The sequence below is a fragment of the Trinickia sp. genome (assembly GCF_036503415.1).
In the GTDB taxonomy this organism is placed as follows: Bacteria; Pseudomonadota; Gammaproteobacteria; order Burkholderiales; family Burkholderiaceae; genus Trinickia.
Genome location: NZ_DASXWY010000180.1, coordinates 47593 through 67640, shown reverse-complemented (window position 1 = coordinate 67640; position 20048 = coordinate 47593). Strand labels below are relative to the sequence as shown.

Sequence of the window (20048 nt, the reverse complement as noted above, 5' to 3'; positions counted from 1 at the left end):
GACTAAACAAAAAGGGAAGCTCAGCTTCCCCTATCCACCTGGAGCGGGAGACGAGTCTCGAACTCGCGACCTCAACCTTGGCAAGGTTGCGCTCTACCAACTGAGCTACTCCCGCTTTGACCTGCATGTTCAATGCTGCCCGGCAATTTGCCTCGCCGCCGCAACATCTTCGCGAAACTGGAGCGGGAGACGAGTCTCGAACTCGCGACCTCAACCTTGGCAAGGTTGCGCTCTACCAACTGAGCTACTCCCGCAGTGCGCCTCCCCGGCTGACGATCGACTCGCCTGGCTCAGCGCATCGCGCTCAAAGGCTTGTCACCGGAGAAGCGAGATTATGTATAACCTGCTGAATCGTGTCAACACCTTTGTCGCCGCCGCGGCACCGCATGCGGCTCACAGACGCGTCTCGCGCGCCGCGCGCAAAAAGCTGTCGAGCAGCGGCGTGCAATCGAGCAGCTCCGGGCCGCCCGCGCGATGGAATTCGGGGTGCCATTGCACGCCCATCACGAACGGCGCCCGCCGATAGCGCACCGCCTCGATCAGCCCGTCCCCAGCCGAGACCGCCTCCACGTTCAAGTCGCGGCCCAGCGTCTTCACGGCCTGATGGTGGATCGAATTGACCAGCGCCTCGCGGCGCCCCGGGAACATATTGACCAGGGTCGAGCCATCCGGGAACCGGACCGAGTGCCGATGCTGATCGTAACGCTCATTGACATGGACGCCCGCTGTCGGCACTTCGGTCGCGATGTCCTGATAGAGCGAGCCGCCAAACGCGACATTGATGAGTTGGCACCCGCGGCAAATTCCGAGCACCGGCTTGCCCGATTCGATGAATTCGTGCAGCAGTTCGAGCTCGTACATGTCGCGCACGCGATCGCCCGGCCATTCGGCCAATGTTTCCGTGGCGGCATACGTCTGCGGCGAGACATCGGCGCCGCCCTGCAGCAACAGGCCGTCGAGATGCTTGGCGTAATCGCGCAGGCGGATGTTGCTCGGATGAAGCATGCCTTGATGGCCGACCGTCGGAATCATGAAGACCATCACATCGCGCGACATCACCCAGTGCGCCACCGATTCCTCGAGATATTGCAGCGTTTTGCCCCGCAACCCGATCGCCCCCGGCTCGGGGTGAAAGATCCGTGCCGACACGCCGATGCGCAGCGTGCGTTGGGTGATCCGCTGCCCCGCCCGGTCGAAAAAGAGTCGCGCGCGCGCCGCGATCGTCCGGCCGAAGACCGTCCACGCCGAGTCGTTGTACTTCAGATAGGCAGGTCTGGACACGGTCCCGGCGGCGCCCGGGGGCGGCGGGCGCGGGACATCGAAGTCGGGCGGCGCACCGAATCCCGGCGGCGGCGCCCCTCCTCCCGGCGATCGTTCGGCCTCGTGCGCGGCGCTCTCCTGTGCCGACGTCTCGCGCGCCGCCGACGCCCGCGCTTCGGCGGCTTCAGCCGCCGCGCCCGATTGCGGGGGCGCCGCTTCGGGGGTAACGGCCACCGTCGAAGCACTCCCGGGCGTATCGGTCGACGCACGCGCCGCTGCTTCGGCAGCGGTACCGCTCGCTCCCGCGCCGCCGGCCGGGGCCAGCGGCGGCGGTGCGTCGGGTCCGCCCGGGGACGCCGCTCCCGCCGTCGTGCCCGACGGCTCGGACGTATGCGGTGCGGCAAAAGAATCGCTGGAGGAGTGGACTGGAGTGTCTGGACCGGCGTGGCCGGCGTTCGGTGGCGTTTTTTCGCTCATGACGATGGGACAGGCGCGCGCGTCGCACGCACAGCGATGAAAGAGCACCCATTATCCGCCACCGTGCAAAGTCGCGGCAATCGTGGCGGATCGATGCGGGCCGGCGGCCCCGCGACGCCCGCCGTGCGACCCGGTTGTTTCGCTCAGGCTCGCCTGCCTGCGCATGCCGCATGCCACCGCTACAATGCCTACAGCATGCTGTGCGCTATGCCCCCATCCGACTCGACACCGTCACCCCATGGCCACCGAATTCGCTCCCTTCCCTCCGCTCGCCCGCCTCGCCGACGATCTCTCAACCGGTAAAACGACGAGCCGCGTGCTCGTCGAAACCGCGCTCGAGCGCATTGGCGATCCGGCGGGTCAAGGCTCGACCGTCTTCATGCAGGCGGATGCCGAAGCGGCACGTGCCGCCGCGGACGCGCACGATCGCCTGCGGGCCGCCGGGACCGTACTGTCCCCGCTCGCGGGCATCCCGGTCTCGATCAAGGATCTGTTCGACGTGAAGGGCCAGGTCACGCGCGCGAGCTCCCGCGTGCTGGCCGACGCGCCGCCGGCTCGAGCCGACGCTCCCGTCGTGGCGCGTTTGCGCAACGCCGGCGCCGTGCTCATCGGCCGCACGAACATGTCCGAATTCGCGTTTTCGGGCTTGGGCCTCAATCCGCACTACGGCACGCCGCTCTCGCCGTACCGTCGGGGCGAGCCGGGCGAGGCCCGCATCGCGGGCGGCTCGTCGTCGGGCGCAGGGGCGTCGGTCGCCGACGGCATGGCCGCCGTCGCGCTCAGCACGGACACTGGCGGCTCGATCCGCATCCCGGCCGCATTTTGCGGTCTGACCGGGTTCAAGCCGACCGCAAGCCGTATTCCGCGCGAAGGTGCCGTGCCGTTATCCACCACGCTCGATTCGTTCGGGCCGATAGGCGTATCCGTGGCCTGCTGTGCGCTCGTCGATCGCATCCTCGCCGGTCTCGAGCCGCGCGTTCCCGCTCGGCGCCCGCTCGAAGGCGTGCGTCTCGGGGTGCTGACCCACTACGTCACCGACGATGTCGAGCCGAGCGTCGCTCAAGCGCTCGACACAGCGCTCAAGCACCTGGAAGCGGCCGGCGCGATCCTCTCCGATGTCCATTTCGCACCGCTCGAGCGCCTGCCCGAGATCAACCGTTTCGGCTTTTCGGCGATGGAGGCCTACGCCTGGCATCGCGGGCACATCGCCACGCAGCGCGAGCGCTACGATCCGCGCGTGCTCGCGCGGATTCTCAAAGGGGAAAGCGCCCGGGCGACGGATTACCTCGATCTCATCGCCGAGCGCGCAGCGCTCATGAAAGCCGCGGAAGAAACCCTTTGGCAGCACTTCGATGCGATCGTCGCGCCGACTGTGCCGATCGCGCCGCCCCGTGTCGCAGACTGTGATCGCGACGATGCAACGTATGCGCGCATCAACGCGCTGGTACTGCGTAACCCGAGCACGTTCAACGTCCTGGACGCCTGCGCCGTTTCGCTGCCGTGCCACGCACGCGGGGACGCGCCCGTGGGGCTGATGCTCGCCGCGGGACCGCATCGCGACGACGCGCTCCTCGGCGTGGCGCTCGCGGTCGAACGCGTGCTCGACTCGATTCGCTGAGCCGGTTCAGGGCGTGCGGATCGTCACGCACGCTCGATGCCACTGGCTGCGGCAATTCACACTAAAATGCAGCGATTTGCCCCTCGGAGCCCACGCTTCATGAACGACCTCCTGTCCCTGCGCCGCGAACGCCGCCTACTCGTGCTGCTCGGTCTCGTCTCGCTGAGCCTCGTCGGCGGCGCGCTTTATCTGCAGTTCGCGAAGGGCGAAGATCCCTGCCCACTTTGCATCATTCAGCGCTATTTCTTCATCCTGATCGCAATTCTGGCGTTCGCCGGCGCAACGCGCGGCGGCTGGCAAGGCGTTCGCGTGTTCGAAACACTGATTGCGGTCGTCGCCGCCGCGGGCGTCGGCACCGCCGTGCGTCACCTCTTCATCCAGCTCCATCCCGGCTTCAGCTGCGGATTCGATGCACTGCAGCCCGTCGTCGACGCCCTGCCGCCCGCCCATTGGCTGCCGAGCGTGTTCAAGGTCGCGGGCCTGTGCGAAACGGTTTACCCGCCCATTCTCGGTCTTCTGCTGCCCGGGTGGGCGCTCGTCGCCTTCGTGCTGACGTTCCTCGCCGTGGCCGCCAGTCTCTGGCGTCGGCGCGCCAAGGGTCGTCTGCATGCGGTCTGAGCGCTGAGCGCGCCGACACACGCGGCCGGCTCACGCCCCCCGCCGTCTTCGCGGTGCAACACGGCGATGGCTTGCAACTTCCACGCGTGCCGCGCATCGTAGAGCCGTAATTATGCTGGCGCTGATAGCGACCATCAGCGCCGGACGATCTTCGCCGCATATTGCGGTGCTATCTTGTGCTCTGGATGGCGATCCACGTGCGCGAGCCGGCCGTTGCCGGTACGAAGCGTAACGCGCGCCTGATCCGCAACTCCAGGATTCGGCCATGACCACGCATCCCATCCGCTTTTACTACCGCGGCGCGATTCACGAAGTGCACGACGCCCCGGCCACCCGCACCGTGCTTCAGCACTTGCGCGAAGACCTCCAGTGCACGGGCACCAAGGAGGGCTGCGCCGAGGGTGACTGCGGCGCGTGCACGGTGGTCGTCGGCGAACTCGACGCCCGCGGCGCGCTCGCGCTCAAGGCCGTCAACGCCTGCATTCAATTCCTGCCCACGCTCGATTCGCGCGCCCTTTTCACGGTCGAAGACCTGCGCCGCCCGGATGGCACGCTGCATCCCGTGCAGCGCGCGCTCGTCGATTGCCATGCATCGCAATGCGGTTTTTGTACGCCGGGCTTTGCCATGTCGATGTGGGCGCTCTACGAAAACCGGCAAGGAGAAAGCCAGGCGCCCTCGCGCGATGAAATCGCGACCGCGCTGTCCGGCAATCTGTGCCGCTGCACCGGGTACCGGCCGATCGTCGAGGCCGCACAGGCCATGTTCGACGGCGGGCGCCATGCGCGCACCGCGCTCGATCGCGCGCCCGTCGTCGCGGCGCTGCGCGCATTGCGCCGCGACGAAACGTTCGAATACGCGAGCCGCGAAACGCACACTGCAGACTCCGGCACGACGACATTTCGCGCGCCGGTGACGCTCGACGCATTCGCGGCCCTGCGCGCGGCACACCCCCAGGCATGCGTGCTCGCGGGCAGCACGGACGTCGGGCTCTGGGTGACGAAGCAAATGCGCGGCCTCGGCGATCTGCTCTATATCGGCAACGTCGAGGAACTGAAGCGCATCGAGCGCGACGCATCGATGCTCACCATCGGCGCCGCCGCCTCGCTCGAGGACGCCTACGCCGCGCTCGTCGGCGAGTACCCCGCGCTCGCCGAGCTGGCACGGCGCTTCGCGTCGCTGCCGATACGCAATGCGGGCACGCTCGGCGGCAACGTCGCGAACGGCTCGCCCATCGGCGATTCGATGCCGGCTTTGATCGCGCTCGGCGCGCAGGTCGTGTTGCGGCGGGACAAGGCTTCCCGCACGCTTGCGCTCGACGCGTTCTATCTCGGCTATCAGAAGACGGCACTCGAGCCGGGCGAATTCCTCGCCGCCGTTCGTGTACCGCTCCCGCGGGCCCAGCTGCGATTTCGTACGTACAAGGTGTCGAAGCGCTACGATCAGGATATCTCGGCGGTATGCGGCGCATTCGCACTCGAAATCGACAACGGAAAAATCGTCTCGGCGCGTATCGCCTTCGGCGGCATGGCCGCGACCCCACAGCGTGCGGCCAGTGCCGAAGCCGCGCTCGTCGGCGAGGTGTGGGACGAGGCGAGCGCGCAACGCGCCATGAATGCGCTCGAACAGGACTTCGTGCCGCTCACCGATATGCGCGCATCGAATACCTACCGTATGACCGTCGCCCGTAATCTGCTCTGGCGCTTTCATCTCGAAACGCGCGACGAGGCGCCGTTGGCAGCAAGCGAGGTCGAAGCGTTCTCGTTCGAGCCCACCGCCCGACCGGCCAAGGAGATGCGATGAATCTGATGACCGAAGCATCCGCCGAACGCATGGGGACGGCTTCCCAGCCGAGCGCCGCGATCGGCGTGGCGCGCCCGCACGAATCGGCCGAATTGCATGTGAGCGGCGAAGCCGCCTACACCGACGATCTGCCGGAGTTCGCCGGCACGCTCCATGTCGCGCTCGGCTTATCGCGCCACGCGCATGCGCACATCGTCTCGCTCGATCTCGAAACCGTGAGGGCTGCCCCGGGCGTGGTCGCGGTATTGACGGCGGCCGATATCCCCGGCGAAAACAACTGTGGCCCGGTCCTTCACGACGATCCGATCCTTGCCGAGGGCACCGTCTCCTATCTCGGGCAACCCGTTTTTGCCGTGATCGCGACGAGCCGCGACCTCGCGCGGCAAGCCGCGGCGCTCGCCAAAAGCGGCGACATCGTGCGCTACGAACCGCTGGAGGCCGTGCTGACCGCGCAAGCGGCCCGCGATCGCCAGCAGTACGTGCTGCCTCCGCTGCATCTCGTGCGAGGCGATCCCGCGGCCAGGATTGCCGCCGCACCGCACCGGTTGACAGGCGAGTTCGAAGTCGGCGGACAGGAACAGTTCTATCTCGAAGGGCAAATCGCCTATGCCGTTCCGAAGGAAGGCGCCGGCATGCTCGTCTATAGCTCGACGCAGCATCCGAGCGAAATGCAGCAGGTCGTCGCGCATATGCTCGGCTGGCCCGCGCATCGCGTCCTGTGCGAATGCCGGCGCATGGGCGGGGGCTTTGGCGGGAAGGAGTCGCAGTCGGCCGTGTTCGTCTGTATTGCCGCGCTCGCCGCTTCAAAGCTCAAGCGGCCCGTCAAACTACGCGCAGACCGCGACGACGATTTTCTGATAACGGGCAAGCGCCACGACGCCGTCTACCGATACGAGGTTGGCTTCGATAGCGAAGGCCGCATCGCGGGCGCGCGCGTCGAAATTGCATTGCGCGCCGGCTATTCGGCGGATCTCTCGGGAGCCGTCGCCACGCGCGCGGTCTGTCACGTCGACAACGCCTACTATTTGTCCGATGTCGAAATCGCGGCGCTGGCCTGCAAGACGAACACGCAATCGAATACCGCGTTTCGCGGCTTCGGGGGGCCGCAAGGCGCGCTCGTGACCGAAGTCATGATCGACGATATCGCGCGCGCGCTCGGGCGGGACCCGCTCGATGTCCGTCTGGCCAATTTCTACGGCATCGGCGAGCGGGACGTCACGCCGTACGGCCAACGCGTCGACGACAACATCCTTGCTCCGCTGACTGCGCAACTGCTCGAATCGAGCGACTATCGCGAGCGCCGCGCGGCGCTCGCGGCATTCAACGAAGCGAGCCCCGTGCTCAAACGCGGCATTGCGATCACGCCGGTCAAGTTCGGCATCTCGTTCAACGTGCCGTTCCTCAATCAGGCCGGCGCGCTCGTGCACGTCTATCGGGACGGCTCCGTACTCGTCAATCACGGCGGCACGGAGATGGGCCAGGGCCTCAATACGAAAGTGGCACAAGTCGTCGCGCATGTGCTGGGGCTGCCGCTCGAGCAGGTGCGCGTGACGGCGACGGACACGTCGAAAGTCGCCAATACGTCGGCCACGGCGGCTTCGACCGGCAGCGACCTGAACGGCAAGGCCGCCGAAGCGGCTGCGCAAACCATCCGCGCGCGCTTGGCCGAAATGGCGGCGCGGCTGCTCGGCGGCCAGCCGGGCGATGCGATCTTCGCCAACGGCTGCGTATCGCTCGATGGTGCATCGTTGCCCTTCGCGCAGTTGGTAAACGAGGCCTACCTCGCCCGCGTGCAACTCTGGTCGGACGGTTTTTACGCCACCCCGAAAGTGCATTGGGATGCGAAAACGCTGACGGGGCACCCGTTCTACTACTTTGCGTACGGTGCCGCGGTATCGGAAGTGGTCGTCGACACCCTGACCGGCGAATGGAAGCTCCTGCGTGCCGATTTGCTGCACGATGCGGGCCGATCGATCAACCCGGCGATCGATCTCGGGCAGGTCGAAGGGGGATTCATCCAGGGCATGGGCTGGCTGACGACCGAAGAACTCTGGTGGAACGCTGATGGACGGCTCATGACCCACGCCCCGTCGACCTATAAAATCCCCGCGATCAGCGATACGCCGGCCGCGTTTCACGTCGCCCTTTATCGGAACGAAAACGTGGAGCCGACCGTATTCCGTTCGAAGGCCGTCGGCGAGCCGCCACTGCTGCTCGCCTTCTCGGTTTTTCTGGCCATCCGCGACGCCGTCGCCGCGGCCGCCCCGCACGCGCGCTCGGCCCCGCCGCTGCGCGCGCCGGCGACGCCCGAAGCGATCCTCGCGGCCATCTGCGCGTTGGGTCGCACAGCAAGCACTGCCTGAAGAGGATCGTCTCCGCATGCAAACATGGTTGTCCGACCTTCAGCATCTGCTCGCACATGGCGACGCCGTGGTGCTCGTCACCGTCGCGCGCGTGGAGGGATCGGCCCCGCGCGAAGCCGGCACGAAGATGATCGTGACACGCGACACCGCGCGCCATACGATCGGCGGCGGACATCTCGAATGGCGGGCGATCGAGATCGCCCGCGAGGTTCTGCGCGACGGCACGCGCGTGCCGCACATGCGCAGGCTCGAACGTCTTGCGCTCGGACCGAGCCTCGGCCAATGCTGTGGCGGTGCAGTGATGCTGGCGTTCGAACGCCTCGATGTAGGCGATCTCGGCTGGGTGGCGACGCTCGCCAAGCGCCTCGCGGCGGGAAAAGCGAGTGTGCGCAGCGTGTCGTTCGGTCCATCGCCCGACAGCGTGCTCCTTTCCGATGCGCAACCCGGCTGCGACATGCCGGACTGCCTGCTCTGGGACGGCACCGGGTTCGATGAAGGCAACGCGCTCCTGACCGAGACGATCGTGGCGCGCGAGTTTCCGGTGGTGCTGTTCGGCGCCGGACATGTCGGTGCCGCGCTGGTCCGGATCCTCGCGACGCTGCCGTGCCGCGTGCGCTGGGTCGACGAGCGCGATGCCCAATTCGAACAGCACCTCGTACCGGTCTCGCCGCTAGATCTGCCGAACGTGACGATCGACGCAAACGATGCGCCGGACGAAGCCGTCGACGAAGCCGAGCCCGCGAGCTATTTCATCGTAATGACGCACAATCACGCGCGCGACCTTGCGCTGGCCGAGCGCATCCTCAGACGCGGCGATTTCGCATTTTTCGGCATGATCGGCTCGCTGACGAAGCGCCGGCAATTCGAACATCGGCTCGCTGCGCGCGGCATCGACCCCGCTCTCATCGCGCGCATGCACTGCCCGATCGGGGTTTCCGGCATCGCCGACAAATCGCCGGAGGCCATTGCGATTTCGGCGGCGGCCCAATTGCTGCAAGCCGTCGAAAGCGTGCGAACGCGGCGTGCGCCGCGCGCCGCACCGTCGCCTCCCTCTTCCCCGTTGTCTTCAACGATCGACCATGACCCCGACATTCGCTGAAAAAATCGCCGGTGCGCCGAAGGCCGAGCTCCATATCCATATCGAAGGATCGCTCGAGCCCGAGCTGATCTTCAAGCTTGCCGAACGCAACGGCGTTGCGCTCGCTTACCCGTCGATCGAAGCGCTGCGCGCCGCCTATGCGTTCACCGATCTGCAGTCGTTCCTCGACATCTACTACGCCGGCGCGAGCGTGTTGCTCACCGAAGACGACTTCTACGACATGACCGCGGCCTATGTCGAGCGCGCACTCGCCGATGGCGTGGTGCATACCGAGATATTCTTCGATCCGCAAACGCATACCGAGCGCGGCGTGCCGATCGAAACGGTGGTCGCGGGCATCGAGCGGGCGCTGGCCGAGGGCGAGCGTCGCGGCTTATCCAGCAAGCTGATTCTCTGCTTCTTACGACATCTGTCCGAAGACGATGCGCTCGCCACCTACTCGGCCGCGCTGCCGCTCTTCGATACCTACGCGCACCGGTTGATCGGCGTCGGTCTCGATTCGTCGGAGCGCGGCCATCCGCCCTCCAAATTCGAACGCGTTTTCGCGCAGGCACGCAAGCGAGGTCTGAAGCTCGTCGCGCATGCGGGCGAGGAAGGCCCGCCTTCGTACATTTACGAAGCACTCGATCTGCTGTTGGTCGATCGCATCGATCACGGTGTGCGCAGCATCGAAGACCCCGCGCTCGTGACGCGGCTTGCCGATACCCGCGTTGCACTGACCGTCTGCCCGCTGTCGAATCTGAAGCTGCGCGTATTCGACGACATGAAACGGCACACCTTGAAAGCACTGCTCGATCGCGGTGTGGCCGTGACGATCAACTCGGACGATCCGGCCTACTTCGGCGGCTACGTCAATGCGAACTACCTGGCAGCGGTCGAAGCGCTCGGACTGACCGACCGCGACGTGTACACACTCATTCGCAACAGCTTCGAAGCCTCCTTCGTCACGCCACGCGAGCTCGACGCGTTCATTGCAAAGCTCGACGCATATTGGAAGCCGTAGACGTGCGCGCCGCACCGATGCGGCGCCGTTTTTCAGTTTCAGCACAGGAACATTTCCGACCATGAGCCCAATCGACAAGCACGGTGTGGGACGCACCGCCTATCGCGCCATGCTGCTCGGCTTCGCCGGCGATCCAGCCGAATCCGACGATGCGGCCCGCTTCGAAGAAGACGGACTGCTCATCGTCGAAGCGGGGCATGTGGTCGCAAAAGGCAGCTACGCCGCGCTTGCAGACCAATTGACGCCCGACACGCAGTTGCGCGACCTCACCGGCAAGCTGATCGTACCGGGCTTCATCGATACGCACGTGCACTACCCGCAGACGGACATGATCGCCTCACCGGCGTCCGGCCTTCTCCCCTGGCTCGAGCACTACACGTTCCCGACGGAACGGCGTTTTTCCGACGCGGCATCGGCGCGGGAAACCGCGGACTTTTTCCTCGAGGAGCTGCTCGCTTGCGGCACGACGACCGCGCTCGTCTACTGCACCGTGCACAAGGAATCGGTCGACGCATTCTTCGCCGCGAGCGAAGCGCGGCAGTTGCGCATGATCGCGGGCAAGGTGTTGATGGACCGCAATTGCCCCGAATTCCTGCGCGACACCGCGCAATCGGGCTATGACGACAGCGCTGAGCTGATCGCGCGCTGGCACGGCAAAGGGCGGCAGCTCTACGCGCTCACTCCGCGTTTCGCGCCGACATCGACGCCCGAGCAGCTGCAAGCATGCGGCGCGCTCGCGCAAGCCCATCCGGACGTATTCGTTCAGACGCACGTCGCCGAGAACGTCGACGAGATCAAGTGGGTGGCCGCGCTCTACCCGGGTTATCGCAGTTATCTCGATGTCTACGATCGCCATGGACTGCTGCGCCGCCGTGCGATTTATGGGCACTGCATTCATTTCGACGATCGCGATCGGGCTCGCATGGCCGAGAGCGGAGCCGTCGCTTCGCATTGCCCGACATCGAATCTCTTTCTCGGCAGCGGTCTGTTCGATATTGCCAAGGCAGGCGCGCATGGCATGGCGGTGACGCTCGGCACCGACGTGGGCGGGGGCACCGCTTTCTCCATGCTGCGGACGATGAACGAAGCGCATAAAGTCGCGCGTCTGAGCGGGCATCACCTCAGCGCGACGCGCATGTTCTGGCTCGCCACGGCCGGTGCCGCGCAGGCTCTCGATCTGGACGGGACCATCGGCACGCTGGCGCCGCAGACCGAAGCCGATTTCATCGTGCTCGATCCGCAGGCCACACCGCTGCTCGAGCGGCGTATGCAGCGTGCCGAGTCGCTCGAGGAACGACTGTTCGCGTTCGCCTTGCTCGGCGACGATCGCGCAGTATTCGAGACCTATGTGGCAGGCCGATGCGTACATCGCCGCGACGACGATGCGCGCCGCCGACGCGCGCTCGCCGCCCACTGAACGCCGGCGCGACGCGAGGCTGCCCGGCCGCCCGGTTCCGCGGCCCAGCGCCGCGCCTGTGTTAGAATCCGTCCCTCATTGGGGAGTAGCCGCCCCGCCGCTTCGCGCCGGTTCACCGGTCATGCCGAGCGCGGCGGGGGCATCCGTCAACAGACTTGGCCTACGGCCATGGCGGATGCAGCCTCGGGCCTGGCGAGACCGATGACCCGCACGCGCGCCGTTTATGGGCCCGGTGTCGCCGCGGGTCGTCGCTCGTACACATCTCGGCCCGGGAAGAACCAACAACGTGGACCAAGCCTTTCTGATCTCGACCGGCGCCGTCGCGCTCGCTGAAATCGGCGACAAGACTCAATTGCTCTCCCTAGTCCTTGCGGCCCGCTACCGCAAGCCCATTCCGATCATGCTCGGCGTGCTCGTCGCTACGCTGGCCAACCATGCGGGCGCCGGCGCAATCGGGAATTGGCTCGGCGCGCTCGTCACGCCGACGGTCATGCGTTGGGCATTGACGATCTCGTTCATCGCCATGGGCATCTGGGTGCTGATACCCGACAAGCTCGATGCAAACGAGGCAAACGTCGCGCGCGGCCGGCTTGGCGTCTTCGGCGCCACCCTCGTCACGTTCTTTCTGGCTGAAATGGGCGACAAGACGCAGATCGCGACCGTCGCGCTGGCCGCACGATTTCACGACTTCATCGGCGTGGTGGCCGGCACCACCCTCGGCATGATGCTGGCCAACGTGCCGGCCATCCTGCTCGGCGAGCGCTTCGCTCACCGTCTGCCGACACGCACCGTGCATGTGATCGCAGCCGTCCTGTTCATCGTGCTCGGGGTGCTCGGGCTGGTGCGCGGAACGGTTTGACGGGCGCGGACGGCCGCGGCGAAAGCAGGCGGCCGTGACGATGCTATTGCGCCGCCGGGACGGATGCTGCAGCAGGAGCGCGGCCTGTTGCCGGCGGTGCGACCGGCACCTCGTTCGACGCCGCGCCGCCATGCGAATCGACGGGTATGCGCACCGTGCGCACGACCCCGTTGCCGAGCGGGAAATCGGCCAACGCGCTGCGGGCAAGATAAGGCATGGCCTGCACTAGCGAGGGCTCATCGTTCGTTGTGCGCGCGGTGACGTTGTAGACTTCCCGGCCTGTCGAGCGCTCGGTGATCCGCACGCCCAGCGTATGCGTGTAGACCGGATAGGTTTGGCTCACATAATCCGGCGGGAACCCGCCAAAGGGCCCAAACGGGCCCATGGGCCGCCAGAACGGGCCCGGCCAGGGGTTCCCATAGTAGACCGGCTGCGTGACAGTCATCGCGCCGGCATCGGTCTTGTAACCGAGTCCCACGAGATAATGTGCGTCGGTACGCGGTACACGCCGGAACGCATAACGATCGAGCTCGGAGGCAACGAGTTGCTCGTAGGTCGCTTGCTCGAGGCTGTTTTGCTGCGCCGGGGTGCGGTCGAATGAATAAGTCCGCGTTGCGTCGCTGCCGCTCCATTCCGAAAAAGCCGTGACCTGCGAGCTCACGTAGGTCGTACACCCCGCCAACGTCAATGCCGACACGGCGCAGACCGGCGCGACCGCACGTCTTACCTGTTGCCACTTCGCCTTCATATCTTCCTCTGTTTTGCTACGGGGCCTGCCTTCACCCCGGGCCTCGTCGCGATGATACGCCGAGCCTGCAGCGCCGCGCCGGCCGGCTTTGTACAATGGATGACGACCTCGCCGCTGATGCGCGAGCCCAAACGGTCCATTTTCCCGATCCGCCATGTCCGATACCGCCAATTCCGCTGTGATCCGCCGGGCCGACTATACGCCGCCGGCTTTTCTCATCGACTCGGTTGCGCTCGAGTTCGATCTCGTTGCCGAACGCACGATCGTCAAGAACACGATGCGGGTGCGACGCAACCCCGGCGCCGCGCATGCTGCACGCCTGGAACTCATGGGCGAAGCGTTGGAACTTCTCTCGGTCTCGCTCGACGGCACGTCTTCCGCGGAGCATCGCGTCCACGAGCACGGCCTGGTGCTCGACGCCGTACCCGACACGTTCGAGCTGACGATAGTGAGCGCGTGCAAGCCGGCCGAGAATACGACGCTCTCCGGCCTTTACGTCTCGAGCGGCAACTTTTTCACCCAATGCGAGGCCGAAGGTTTTCGGCGCATCACCTACTTTCTCGATCGCCCCGACGTCATGGCCACCTACACGGTGACGCTGCGCGCGGACAAAACCGCCTATCCGGTCCTGCTCTCGAACGGCAATCTCGTCGACACGGGCGATTTGCCGGACGGACGCCACTTCGCCAAATGGCAGGACCCGTTCAAGAAGCCGAGCTACCTTTTCGCGCTGGTCGCCGGCAAACTCGTCGCGCTCGAAGAGCGAATCCGCACCGGCTCCGGCAAGGAAAAACTGCTGCAGGTCTGGGTCGAGCCGCATGATCTCGACAAGACGCGACACGCCATGGATTCGCTCGTCAACGCGATTCGGTGGGACGAAGCGCGCTTCGGCCTCGAGCTCGATCTCGACCGCTTCATGATCGTCGCCGTCAGCGATTTCAACATGGGCGCCATGGAAAACAAAGGCCTGAACATCTTCAACACGAAGTATGTCCTGGCCAACCCCGAAACCGCCACCGATACCGATTTCGCCAACATCGAGGCCGTGGTCGGCCACGAGTATTTCCATAACTGGACAGGCAATCGCGTCACCTGCCGCGACTGGTTCCAATTGAGCCTGAAGGAAGGGCTTACCGTCTTTCGCGATCAGGAGTTCTCGGCCGATATGCAAGGCGGCGCGACCGACGAAACGGCGCGCGCCGTGAAACGCATCGAGGATGTACGCGTGCTGCGGCAGATGCAATTCGCGGAAGACGCGGGCCCCATGGCGCATCCGGTGCGCCCCGAGAGCTACGTCGAAATCAACAACTTCTATACGATGACCGTCTACGAGAAAGGCGCCGAAGTCGTGCGCATGTATCAGACGCTCTTCGGGCGCGACGGTTTTCGCCGCGGTATGGATCTCTACTTCAAGCGGCATGACGGGCAAGCCGTCACGTGCGACGATTTCCGCCATGCGCTGGCCGATGCGAACGGGCGCGATCTGGCGCAATTCGAGCGCTGGTACAGCCAGGCCGGCACGCCGCGTGTCGGCGTGCGGACAGCGTACGATGAAAAAACCAAGCGCTTCACGATCACGCTCTCGCAACGGTATGCGGACGCGGCGCCCGCTGCGCGCGAAACACAACAAGGCCCGCTCCTGATTCCGTTTGCGATGGGTCTCATCGGCCGCAACGGCGCCGATCTGCCGCTCCGTCTCGAAGGGGAGCCCGCTGCGGCCGGGACGACGCGTGTGCTGGAGCTGACGGAGAACGAAGCGCAGTTCACGTTCGTCGATGTGGCCGAAGCGCCCTTGCCTTCCCTGCTGCGCAACTTTTCGGCACCGGTGATCGTCGAGTACGACTACACCCATGACGAATTGGCGTTTTTGCTCGCGCACGACAGCGATCCATTCAATCGATGGGAGGCTGGCCAGCGCCTCGCCACGCGCGAGCTGCTGGCGTTGGCCGCGCGCGCGGCAGCCGACGAGCCGCTCACGCTCGACGATTCCGTTGTCGCGGCATTCGCGCGTGTGCTGACCGACAAGACGATCTCACCCGCGTTTCGCGAGCTCGCGCTCGTGCTGCCCTCGGAGTCGTACCTTGCCGAGCAGATGGCCGAGTCCGACCCGTCGGCGGTGCACCGCGCGCGGCAATTCGTGCGCAAGCGCCTCGCCACGGCGCTGCGCGACCAGTGGCTGAGCCTCTACGAAAATCATGTGACGCCGGACCCGTACGAGCCGACGGCGCAAGCCGCGGGCCATCGCGCCCTCAAGAATCTCGCGCTGGCCTACCTTGCCGAGCTCGACGACCCGTCCGACGCCGTGCGGCTCGCGAATGCGCAGTACGACGCCGCCGACAACATGACCGATCGTGCGGCCGCGCTCGCGACGCTCATCGCCGCGGGTGCCGCGACGAATACGCCGATCGCGGAGCGTGCGCTCGAAGACTTCTATCGCAGGTTCGAGCGCGAGCCGCTCGTCATCGACAAGTGGTTCTCGATGCAGGCCACGCAGCGCGGTAGCGAGAAGCGGCCCGTGATCGAGATCGTGCGCAAGCTCATGAGTCATCCGGCGTTCACCTTGCGCAATCCGAACCGAGCGCGTTCGTTGATCTTCAGCTTCTGCTCGGGCAATCCCGCGCAGTTCCATGCGGCCGACGGCTCGGGCTACGCGTTCTGGGCGGAACAGGTCGTGGCGCTCGATGCGCTCAATCCCCAGGTGGCCGCGCGCCTCGCACGCTCGCTGGAACTCTGGCGTCGCTACACGCCGGCGTTGCGCGAGCGCATGCGCGAGGCGCTGCAGCAAGTGGCTGCGAAGGCTTCGTCACGCGACGTACGCGAGATCGTCGAGAAAGCGTTGGCTTGATGCCGTGGAGCGCCGTTTGGTGGCGCTTCGCGACCCAACGAACGGGCACGCACGTGCCCGTTTTTTTCGTGCCGACCGTGCGCCTGCCTACAAAAACTCGCGGCCATCGGCGTCGCGGCGGGTAAAATCCACGGCATCCCCTGGCTTTCGGAGTACCGCAATGTCTCTGCAACGACGCACTACCCTCACGAAATTTCTGATCGAGCAACAACGCGAAACCAACAAGCTGCCGGCCGACTTGCGTCTTTTGATCGAAGTCGTCGCGCGCGCTTGCAAGCTCATCAGCTATCACGTCAGCAAAGGGGCTTTGGGGGAAGCGCTCGGTACGGCGGGCAGCGAAAACGTTCAAGGCGAGGTCCAGAAAAAGCTCGACATCCTGTCGAACGAAATTCTCCTCGACGCGAACGAATGGGGCGGCAACCTTGCCGCGATGGCGTCCGAGGAAATGGAAAAGCTGTTTCCGATTCCGGCCAACTATCCGCGCGGAGAATATCTGCTCGTGTTCGACCCGCTGGACGGTTCATCGAACATCGACGTCAACGTATCGATCGGTACTATTTTTTCGGTGCTGCGCTGCCCTGACGGGCAAGTCGCGACCGAGCAATCGTTCCTTCAGCCCGGCACGCAGCAGGTCGCGGCAGGCTACGCGGTCTATGGACCGCAAACCATGCTCGTATTGACGACCGGCGATGGCGTGAATGGCTTCACGCTCGACCGCGAACTCGGTTCGTGGGTGCTCACGCATGCCAACTTGCGCATTCCGGAAGACACGCGGGAATTCGCGATCAACGCCTCGAACGCTCGCCACTGGTATCCGCCAGTACAGCGATATGTCGACGAGCTGCTGGCCGGCAAGACGGGCGTGCGTCAGGCCGATTTCAACATGCGCTGGGTCGCATCGATGGTTGCCGATGTGCATCGGATCTTGCATCGCGGCGGCATCTTCATGTACCCGGCGGACAAGCGGACCCCGGACAAACCGGGCAAGCTGCGGCTCATGTACGAGGCGAATCCGATGTCGTTCATCGTCGAGCAGGCCGGCGGCGCGGCGACGAACGGGCACGAGCGCATTCTCGATGTGCAGCCCGAGAGCCTGCATGAGCGTATCGCGGTGTTCCTCGGTTCGAAGAACGAGGTCGAGCGCGTCACGGGCTACCATCGCGAAGAAAAAAGTTAAGATGGGGGCTTGCTATCCGGCGCGACATGTCTCTATAATCGCGTTTCTCCTGATGCCGGAATAGCTCAGACGGTAGAGCAGCGCATTCGTAATGCGAAGGTCGGGGGTTCGATTCCTCTTTCCGGCACCATAAGATTCAAACAAAAAGCCCAGTCTCGCGACTGGGCTTTTTGCTTTTTTGGTGGCCATTCTCGCGGCAGCACGCACCGCACCCGGTACACACCGCGGGCGCGCGCCGGCAACCCAACTCAAATGTCGAAGAAGACCGTCTCGCGTCCACCGTCGGGCGTGTCTTGCAAGCGAATGTCGAAGGTATAGACGGCTTTGCCGTCCCGCTCGCTGCGCTCGGCGATGAGCGTCTTGCGGCGCACATCCCATTCAATGCCGCCAAGCACCGGATCGCGCAGATTGGCTTCGGCTTCGTCGCTGAAATAAAGCCGCGTATGCAAACCGAGATTGATGCCGCGCGCGAACAACACCAGGAGAATATGCGGCGCTTGCCGCGTGCCGCTGCGCCCGAGCACCGCGCCGGGCTTGATCGTCTCGAATCGATACACGCCCGTTTCGAAATCGGCGCCCGTGCGTCCCCACCCGCGAAACGACGGATCGATCGGCAGGTCCTGCCGGTCCGCCGGATGAGCGTAACGCCCGGCCGCATTGGCTTGCCAGATTTCGATCAACACGTCGCGCACGAGCGACCCGGAGCCGTCGTAGACACGTCCTTCGATGTCGATGCGCTCGCCTCGTGTCTCGCTCGTGACCAGCACATTGCCGAAGTTGTTTTCGAAGATATCGAAACCGGCCTGCTTCGGCGCAAGACCGATGTGCACATACGGCCCCCCGGTCTGCGATGCGGTTTCGTTCAAATGGAACGGAGCAAACGGTGTCAGCGCCATCACTTCACTCCCGGCAAAGACTGTTCGAAGTAGGTAGCGCGGCGTCCGCGCAGCGTGATGTCGAAGCGGTAGCACCGGCTGTCGAGTGGGACGTGGTTCGCCGGATCGAGCGCCGCAATGAGACCGCGGATCTGCTCCTCGCTCGGGATCGTCTTCAGGATCGGACATTGGGCAATGAGCGGGTCGCCCTCGAAGTACATCTGAGTCACCAGCCGCTGTGCCCACCCATCGCCGCTCAGCGAATAGTGGACATGCGAGGGACGCCAATCGTTGATGCGATTGCGCCACGGGTACGGTCCCGGCTTGATCGTCCGGTAGACATAGTGGCCATCGGCATCGGTCAGCATCCGCCCGCAGCCGCCGAAATTCGGATCGATCGGCGCGAGATACTTGTCGTTCTTGTGGCGGTAACGGCCGCCCGCGTTGGCCTGCCAGACCTCCACCAGCGCATTCCTGACCGGCCGGCCGAACTCGTCGCGCACAAAGCCGTGGACGATGATGCGCTCGCCAATGGGCAACCCCTCCTTCGCGAAGTTCAGGATGAGATCGTTGTCGAGCGGCCCCAACTCGTCGGCGCGGAACACCGGCCCTGTCGTCTCGGATAGCGTGCTTTGCGTCGAAATCAACGCGTTGCGCGGCGAGCGCAATATGCTCGTCTTGTAGCCAGGCGCGTAGGCCGGCGGGTGCTGCGCCGTGTCGCGCTGGGCGAACTCGCCAAAGGCGCCAAAGTCCTCAGCGGCCGATGTCTGCATGAACCGTCTCCCAAAATGCTTTCGAATGACATTGGGCTCGCCGCGCGGTGAACGAGCGGGTGCCTGAGTCGTTAATGTATGTTTCCCGAAACTTGAGGTAAATTGACTTGTTTGCCGATTTTTCATAACCTGGGGTGATGGAAAACCGCCTTCGCCTTCGCCACATCACCTGCTTTCTGGCCGTTGCCCAGGAGCGCAATCTCGGCCGCGCGGCGGAGCGGCTCCACTTGAGCCAGCCGGCGATCTCCAAAACGCTCGCGGAACTCGAAGCGCTGGCGGGCGCCCAGCTCGTCGAACGAGGACGCCACGGAGCCCGGTTGACTCCAGCGGGCGAGCACTTCTTACGCTATGCACTCGACGTCGGTCAGGCGCTCGATTCGGCCGGCGCCGCGTTGAGCGGTTCGGCCATGCCATCGGCCGCCGCGCTCGAAATCGGCGCACTGCCGACTGTCGCCAGCGGTGTCATGCCCGATGCACTGATTCGATTCAAAGAGGTTCGCCCCCATGCCGGCGTCCGGTTGCGCACCGGCACGAATGCGTTGTTGCTCTCCGCACTGAAGGCTGGCGAACTCGACTTCGTGCTCGGGCGCATGGCCGAACCCTCAGCCATGCAAGGGCTCTCGTTCGAGTTTCTGTATGCCGAACCGCTCGTGATGGCCGTTCGGCCGAGCCATCCCTTGCTCGAGCAAAGCGCCGTTTCGCTGACCGCGGTGCTGGACTATCCACTCATCGTCGCGCCGCAGACAACGGTGCCGCGCCTGAACACCGACGCCTACTTCGATGCCCACGCGCTGCGTGTGCCGCCCGAGTCCATCGAAACGCTGTCGGTTTCAGTCGCTCGCCTCATCGCACGGCGCTCGAACGCGGTTTGGGTGACGCCGGCGCGCGCCGCACACGACGACCTGCAAGGCGGTTCGCTCGTCGCGCTGCCGCTGCCGATGGCCGGGGCCGAAGAACCGGTGGGCATCGTGCGCCGCAGCGCGGGCACAACGAGCGAGCTCGCACAAGCGTTCGCCGAGATCTTGCGCACACTTGCACGGAGCGAACCGGGCAAGCGGCGAAAGCGGCCAGGCGATCGCGTTTCTTGACCCGCTGCGGCCTCACGCATACCATGC

15 protein-coding genes, 3 tRNA genes and 1 riboswitch are annotated in these 20048 nt (G+C 65.1%); of the genes, 12 read left to right on the top strand and 6 right to left on the bottom strand.

The window, feature by feature from the left end; translation table 11 throughout:
- Nucleotides 1–39 precede the first annotated feature (39 nt).
- From VGL01_RS22215 to VGL01_RS22205, 3 genes are all read right to left on the bottom strand, one after another.
- Nucleotides 40–115, bottom strand: a tRNA-Gly gene (locus tag VGL01_RS22215).
- 63 nt (nucleotides 116–178) lie between these two features.
- Nucleotides 179–254 (bottom strand) — tRNA-Gly (locus VGL01_RS22210).
- 139 nt (nucleotides 255–393) lie between these two features.
- Nucleotides 394–1737, bottom strand: coding sequence for a type 1 glutamine amidotransferase (locus VGL01_RS22205; RefSeq protein ID WP_331573211.1), 1344 nt, complete (start codon nucleotides 1735–1737; stop codon nucleotides 394–396).
- A 238-nt stretch (nucleotides 1738–1975) separates the two neighbouring features.
- Between VGL01_RS22205 and VGL01_RS22200 the strand changes: the two genes are divergently transcribed.
- From VGL01_RS22200 to VGL01_RS22165, 8 genes are all read left to right on the top strand, one after another.
- Nucleotides 1976–3355, top strand: coding sequence for an amidase (locus VGL01_RS22200; RefSeq protein WP_331573209.1), 1380 nt, complete (start codon nucleotides 1976–1978; stop codon nucleotides 3353–3355).
- Between the two features lie 99 nt (nucleotides 3356–3454).
- On the top strand, nucleotides 3455–3973 hold the full coding sequence (locus tag VGL01_RS22195; protein ID WP_331573207.1) for a disulfide bond formation protein B: 519 nt from the start codon (nucleotides 3455–3457) through the stop codon (nucleotides 3971–3973).
- Nucleotides 3974–4238: 265 nt separating this feature from the next.
- The gene (xdhA, locus tag VGL01_RS22190) at nucleotides 4239–5774 is read left to right on the top strand and encodes a xanthine dehydrogenase small subunit (RefSeq protein WP_331573205.1); all 1536 of its coding nucleotides are present in this window, start codon (nucleotides 4239–4241) and stop codon (nucleotides 5772–5774) included.
- Entirely contained in the window at nucleotides 5771–8137 is a 2367-nt protein-coding gene (gene xdhB, locus VGL01_RS22185) for a xanthine dehydrogenase molybdopterin binding subunit (RefSeq protein WP_331573203.1), read from the top strand. Before xdhA ends, xdhB begins: the two co-directional genes overlap by 4 nt.
- Before the next feature lie 16 nt (nucleotides 8138–8153).
- Entirely contained in the window at nucleotides 8154–9236 is a 1083-nt protein-coding gene (gene xdhC, locus VGL01_RS22180; RefSeq protein WP_331573201.1) for a xanthine dehydrogenase accessory protein XdhC, read from the top strand.
- Nucleotides 9217–10239, top strand: coding sequence for an adenosine deaminase (locus tag VGL01_RS22175; protein ID WP_331573199.1), 1023 nt, complete (start codon nucleotides 9217–9219; stop codon nucleotides 10237–10239). The genes xdhC and VGL01_RS22175 overlap by 20 nt, the downstream gene beginning before the upstream one ends.
- Nucleotides 10240–10300: 61 nt before the next feature.
- The gene (gene guaD / locus VGL01_RS22170) at nucleotides 10301–11656 is read left to right on the top strand and encodes a guanine deaminase (protein WP_414720324.1); all 1356 of its coding nucleotides are present in this window, start codon (nucleotides 10301–10303) and stop codon (nucleotides 11654–11656) included.
- A 68-nt stretch (nucleotides 11657–11724) separates the two neighbouring features.
- A riboswitch (yybP-ykoY riboswitch) is annotated at nucleotides 11725–11859 on the top strand.
- 83 nt (nucleotides 11860–11942) lie between these two features.
- Nucleotides 11943–12515, top strand: coding sequence for a TMEM165/GDT1 family protein (locus tag VGL01_RS22165; protein WP_331573197.1), 573 nt, complete (start codon nucleotides 11943–11945; stop codon nucleotides 12513–12515).
- 43 nt (nucleotides 12516–12558) lie between these two features.
- Here VGL01_RS22165 and VGL01_RS22160 read toward each other — a convergent pair whose 3' ends face one another.
- Nucleotides 12559–13263 (bottom strand): DUF4136 domain-containing protein, encoded by a 705-nt coding sequence (locus VGL01_RS22160; protein ID WP_331573195.1) that lies wholly within the window; start codon nucleotides 13261–13263, stop codon nucleotides 12559–12561.
- Between the two features lie 154 nt (nucleotides 13264–13417).
- On the opposite strand from VGL01_RS22160, the gene pepN reads away from it, so the two are divergent.
- From pepN to VGL01_RS22145, 3 genes are all read left to right on the top strand, one after another.
- On the top strand, nucleotides 13418–16108 hold the full coding sequence (gene pepN, locus VGL01_RS22155; protein WP_331573193.1) for an aminopeptidase N: 2691 nt from the start codon (nucleotides 13418–13420) through the stop codon (nucleotides 16106–16108).
- Nucleotides 16109–16268: 160 nt separating this feature from the next.
- On the top strand, nucleotides 16269–17285 hold the full coding sequence (locus VGL01_RS22150; RefSeq protein WP_331573191.1) for a class 1 fructose-bisphosphatase: 1017 nt from the start codon (nucleotides 16269–16271) through the stop codon (nucleotides 17283–17285).
- Nucleotides 17286–17339: 54 nt separating this feature from the next.
- Nucleotides 17340–17415 (top strand) — tRNA-Thr (locus VGL01_RS22145).
- A gap of 118 nt (nucleotides 17416–17533) precedes the next feature.
- Here VGL01_RS22145 and pcaG read toward each other — a convergent pair.
- Together pcaG and pcaH are read right to left on the bottom strand one after the other, a co-directional pair.
- A complete protein-coding gene (pcaG, locus tag VGL01_RS22140) occupies nucleotides 17534–18181 on the bottom strand; it encodes a protocatechuate 3,4-dioxygenase subunit alpha (protein ID WP_331573189.1) in 648 nt (215 codons plus the stop codon).
- On the bottom strand, nucleotides 18181–18933 hold the full coding sequence (gene pcaH, locus VGL01_RS22135) for a protocatechuate 3,4-dioxygenase subunit beta (protein ID WP_331573187.1): 753 nt from the start codon (nucleotides 18931–18933) through the stop codon (nucleotides 18181–18183). The genes pcaG and pcaH overlap by 1 nt, the downstream gene beginning before the upstream one ends.
- 137 nt (nucleotides 18934–19070) lie before the next feature.
- On the opposite strand from pcaH, the gene VGL01_RS22130 reads away from it, so the two are divergent.
- On the top strand, nucleotides 19071–20021 hold the full coding sequence (locus VGL01_RS22130; protein WP_331573185.1) for a LysR substrate-binding domain-containing protein: 951 nt from the start codon (nucleotides 19071–19073) through the stop codon (nucleotides 20019–20021).
- The last annotated feature ends 27 nt before the right edge of the window (nucleotides 20022–20048 follow it).

Bases quoted from the DNA above. Each gene is read 5' to 3' on its own strand.
- VGL01_RS22205 (WP_331573211.1), bottom strand. From the start codon at position 1,737: ATGAGCGAAAAAACGCCACCGAACGCCGGCCACGCCGGTCCAGACACT.
- VGL01_RS22200 (WP_331573209.1), top strand. From the start codon at position 1,976: ATGGCCACCGAATTCGCTCCCTTCCCTCCGCTCGCCCGCCTCGCCGAC.
- VGL01_RS22195 (WP_331573207.1), top strand. From the start codon at position 3,455: ATGAACGACCTCCTGTCCCTGCGCCGCGAACGCCGCCTACTCGTGCTG.
- xdhA (WP_331573205.1), top strand. From the start codon at position 4,239: ATGACCACGCATCCCATCCGCTTTTACTACCGCGGCGCGATTCACGAA.
- xdhB (WP_331573203.1), top strand. From the start codon at position 5,771: ATGAATCTGATGACCGAAGCATCCGCCGAACGCATGGGGACGGCTTCC.
- xdhC (WP_331573201.1), top strand. From the start codon at position 8,154: ATGCAAACATGGTTGTCCGACCTTCAGCATCTGCTCGCACATGGCGAC.
- VGL01_RS22175 (WP_331573199.1), top strand. From the start codon at position 9,217: ATGACCCCGACATTCGCTGAAAAAATCGCCGGTGCGCCGAAGGCCGAG.
- guaD (WP_414720324.1), top strand. From the start codon at position 10,301: ATGAGCCCAATCGACAAGCACGGTGTGGGACGCACCGCCTATCGCGCC.
- VGL01_RS22160 (WP_331573195.1), bottom strand. From the start codon at position 13,263: ATGAAGGCGAAGTGGCAACAGGTAAGACGTGCGGTCGCGCCGGTCTGC.
- pepN (WP_331573193.1), top strand. From the start codon at position 13,418: ATGTCCGATACCGCCAATTCCGCTGTGATCCGCCGGGCCGACTATACG.
- VGL01_RS22150 (WP_331573191.1), top strand. From the start codon at position 16,269: ATGTCTCTGCAACGACGCACTACCCTCACGAAATTTCTGATCGAGCAA.
- pcaG (WP_331573189.1), bottom strand. From the start codon at position 18,181: ATGGCGCTGACACCGTTTGCTCCGTTCCATTTGAACGAAACCGCATCG.
- pcaH (WP_331573187.1), bottom strand. From the start codon at position 18,933: ATGCAGACATCGGCCGCTGAGGACTTTGGCGCCTTTGGCGAGTTCGCC.
- VGL01_RS22130 (WP_331573185.1), top strand. From the start codon at position 19,071: ATGGAAAACCGCCTTCGCCTTCGCCACATCACCTGCTTTCTGGCCGTT.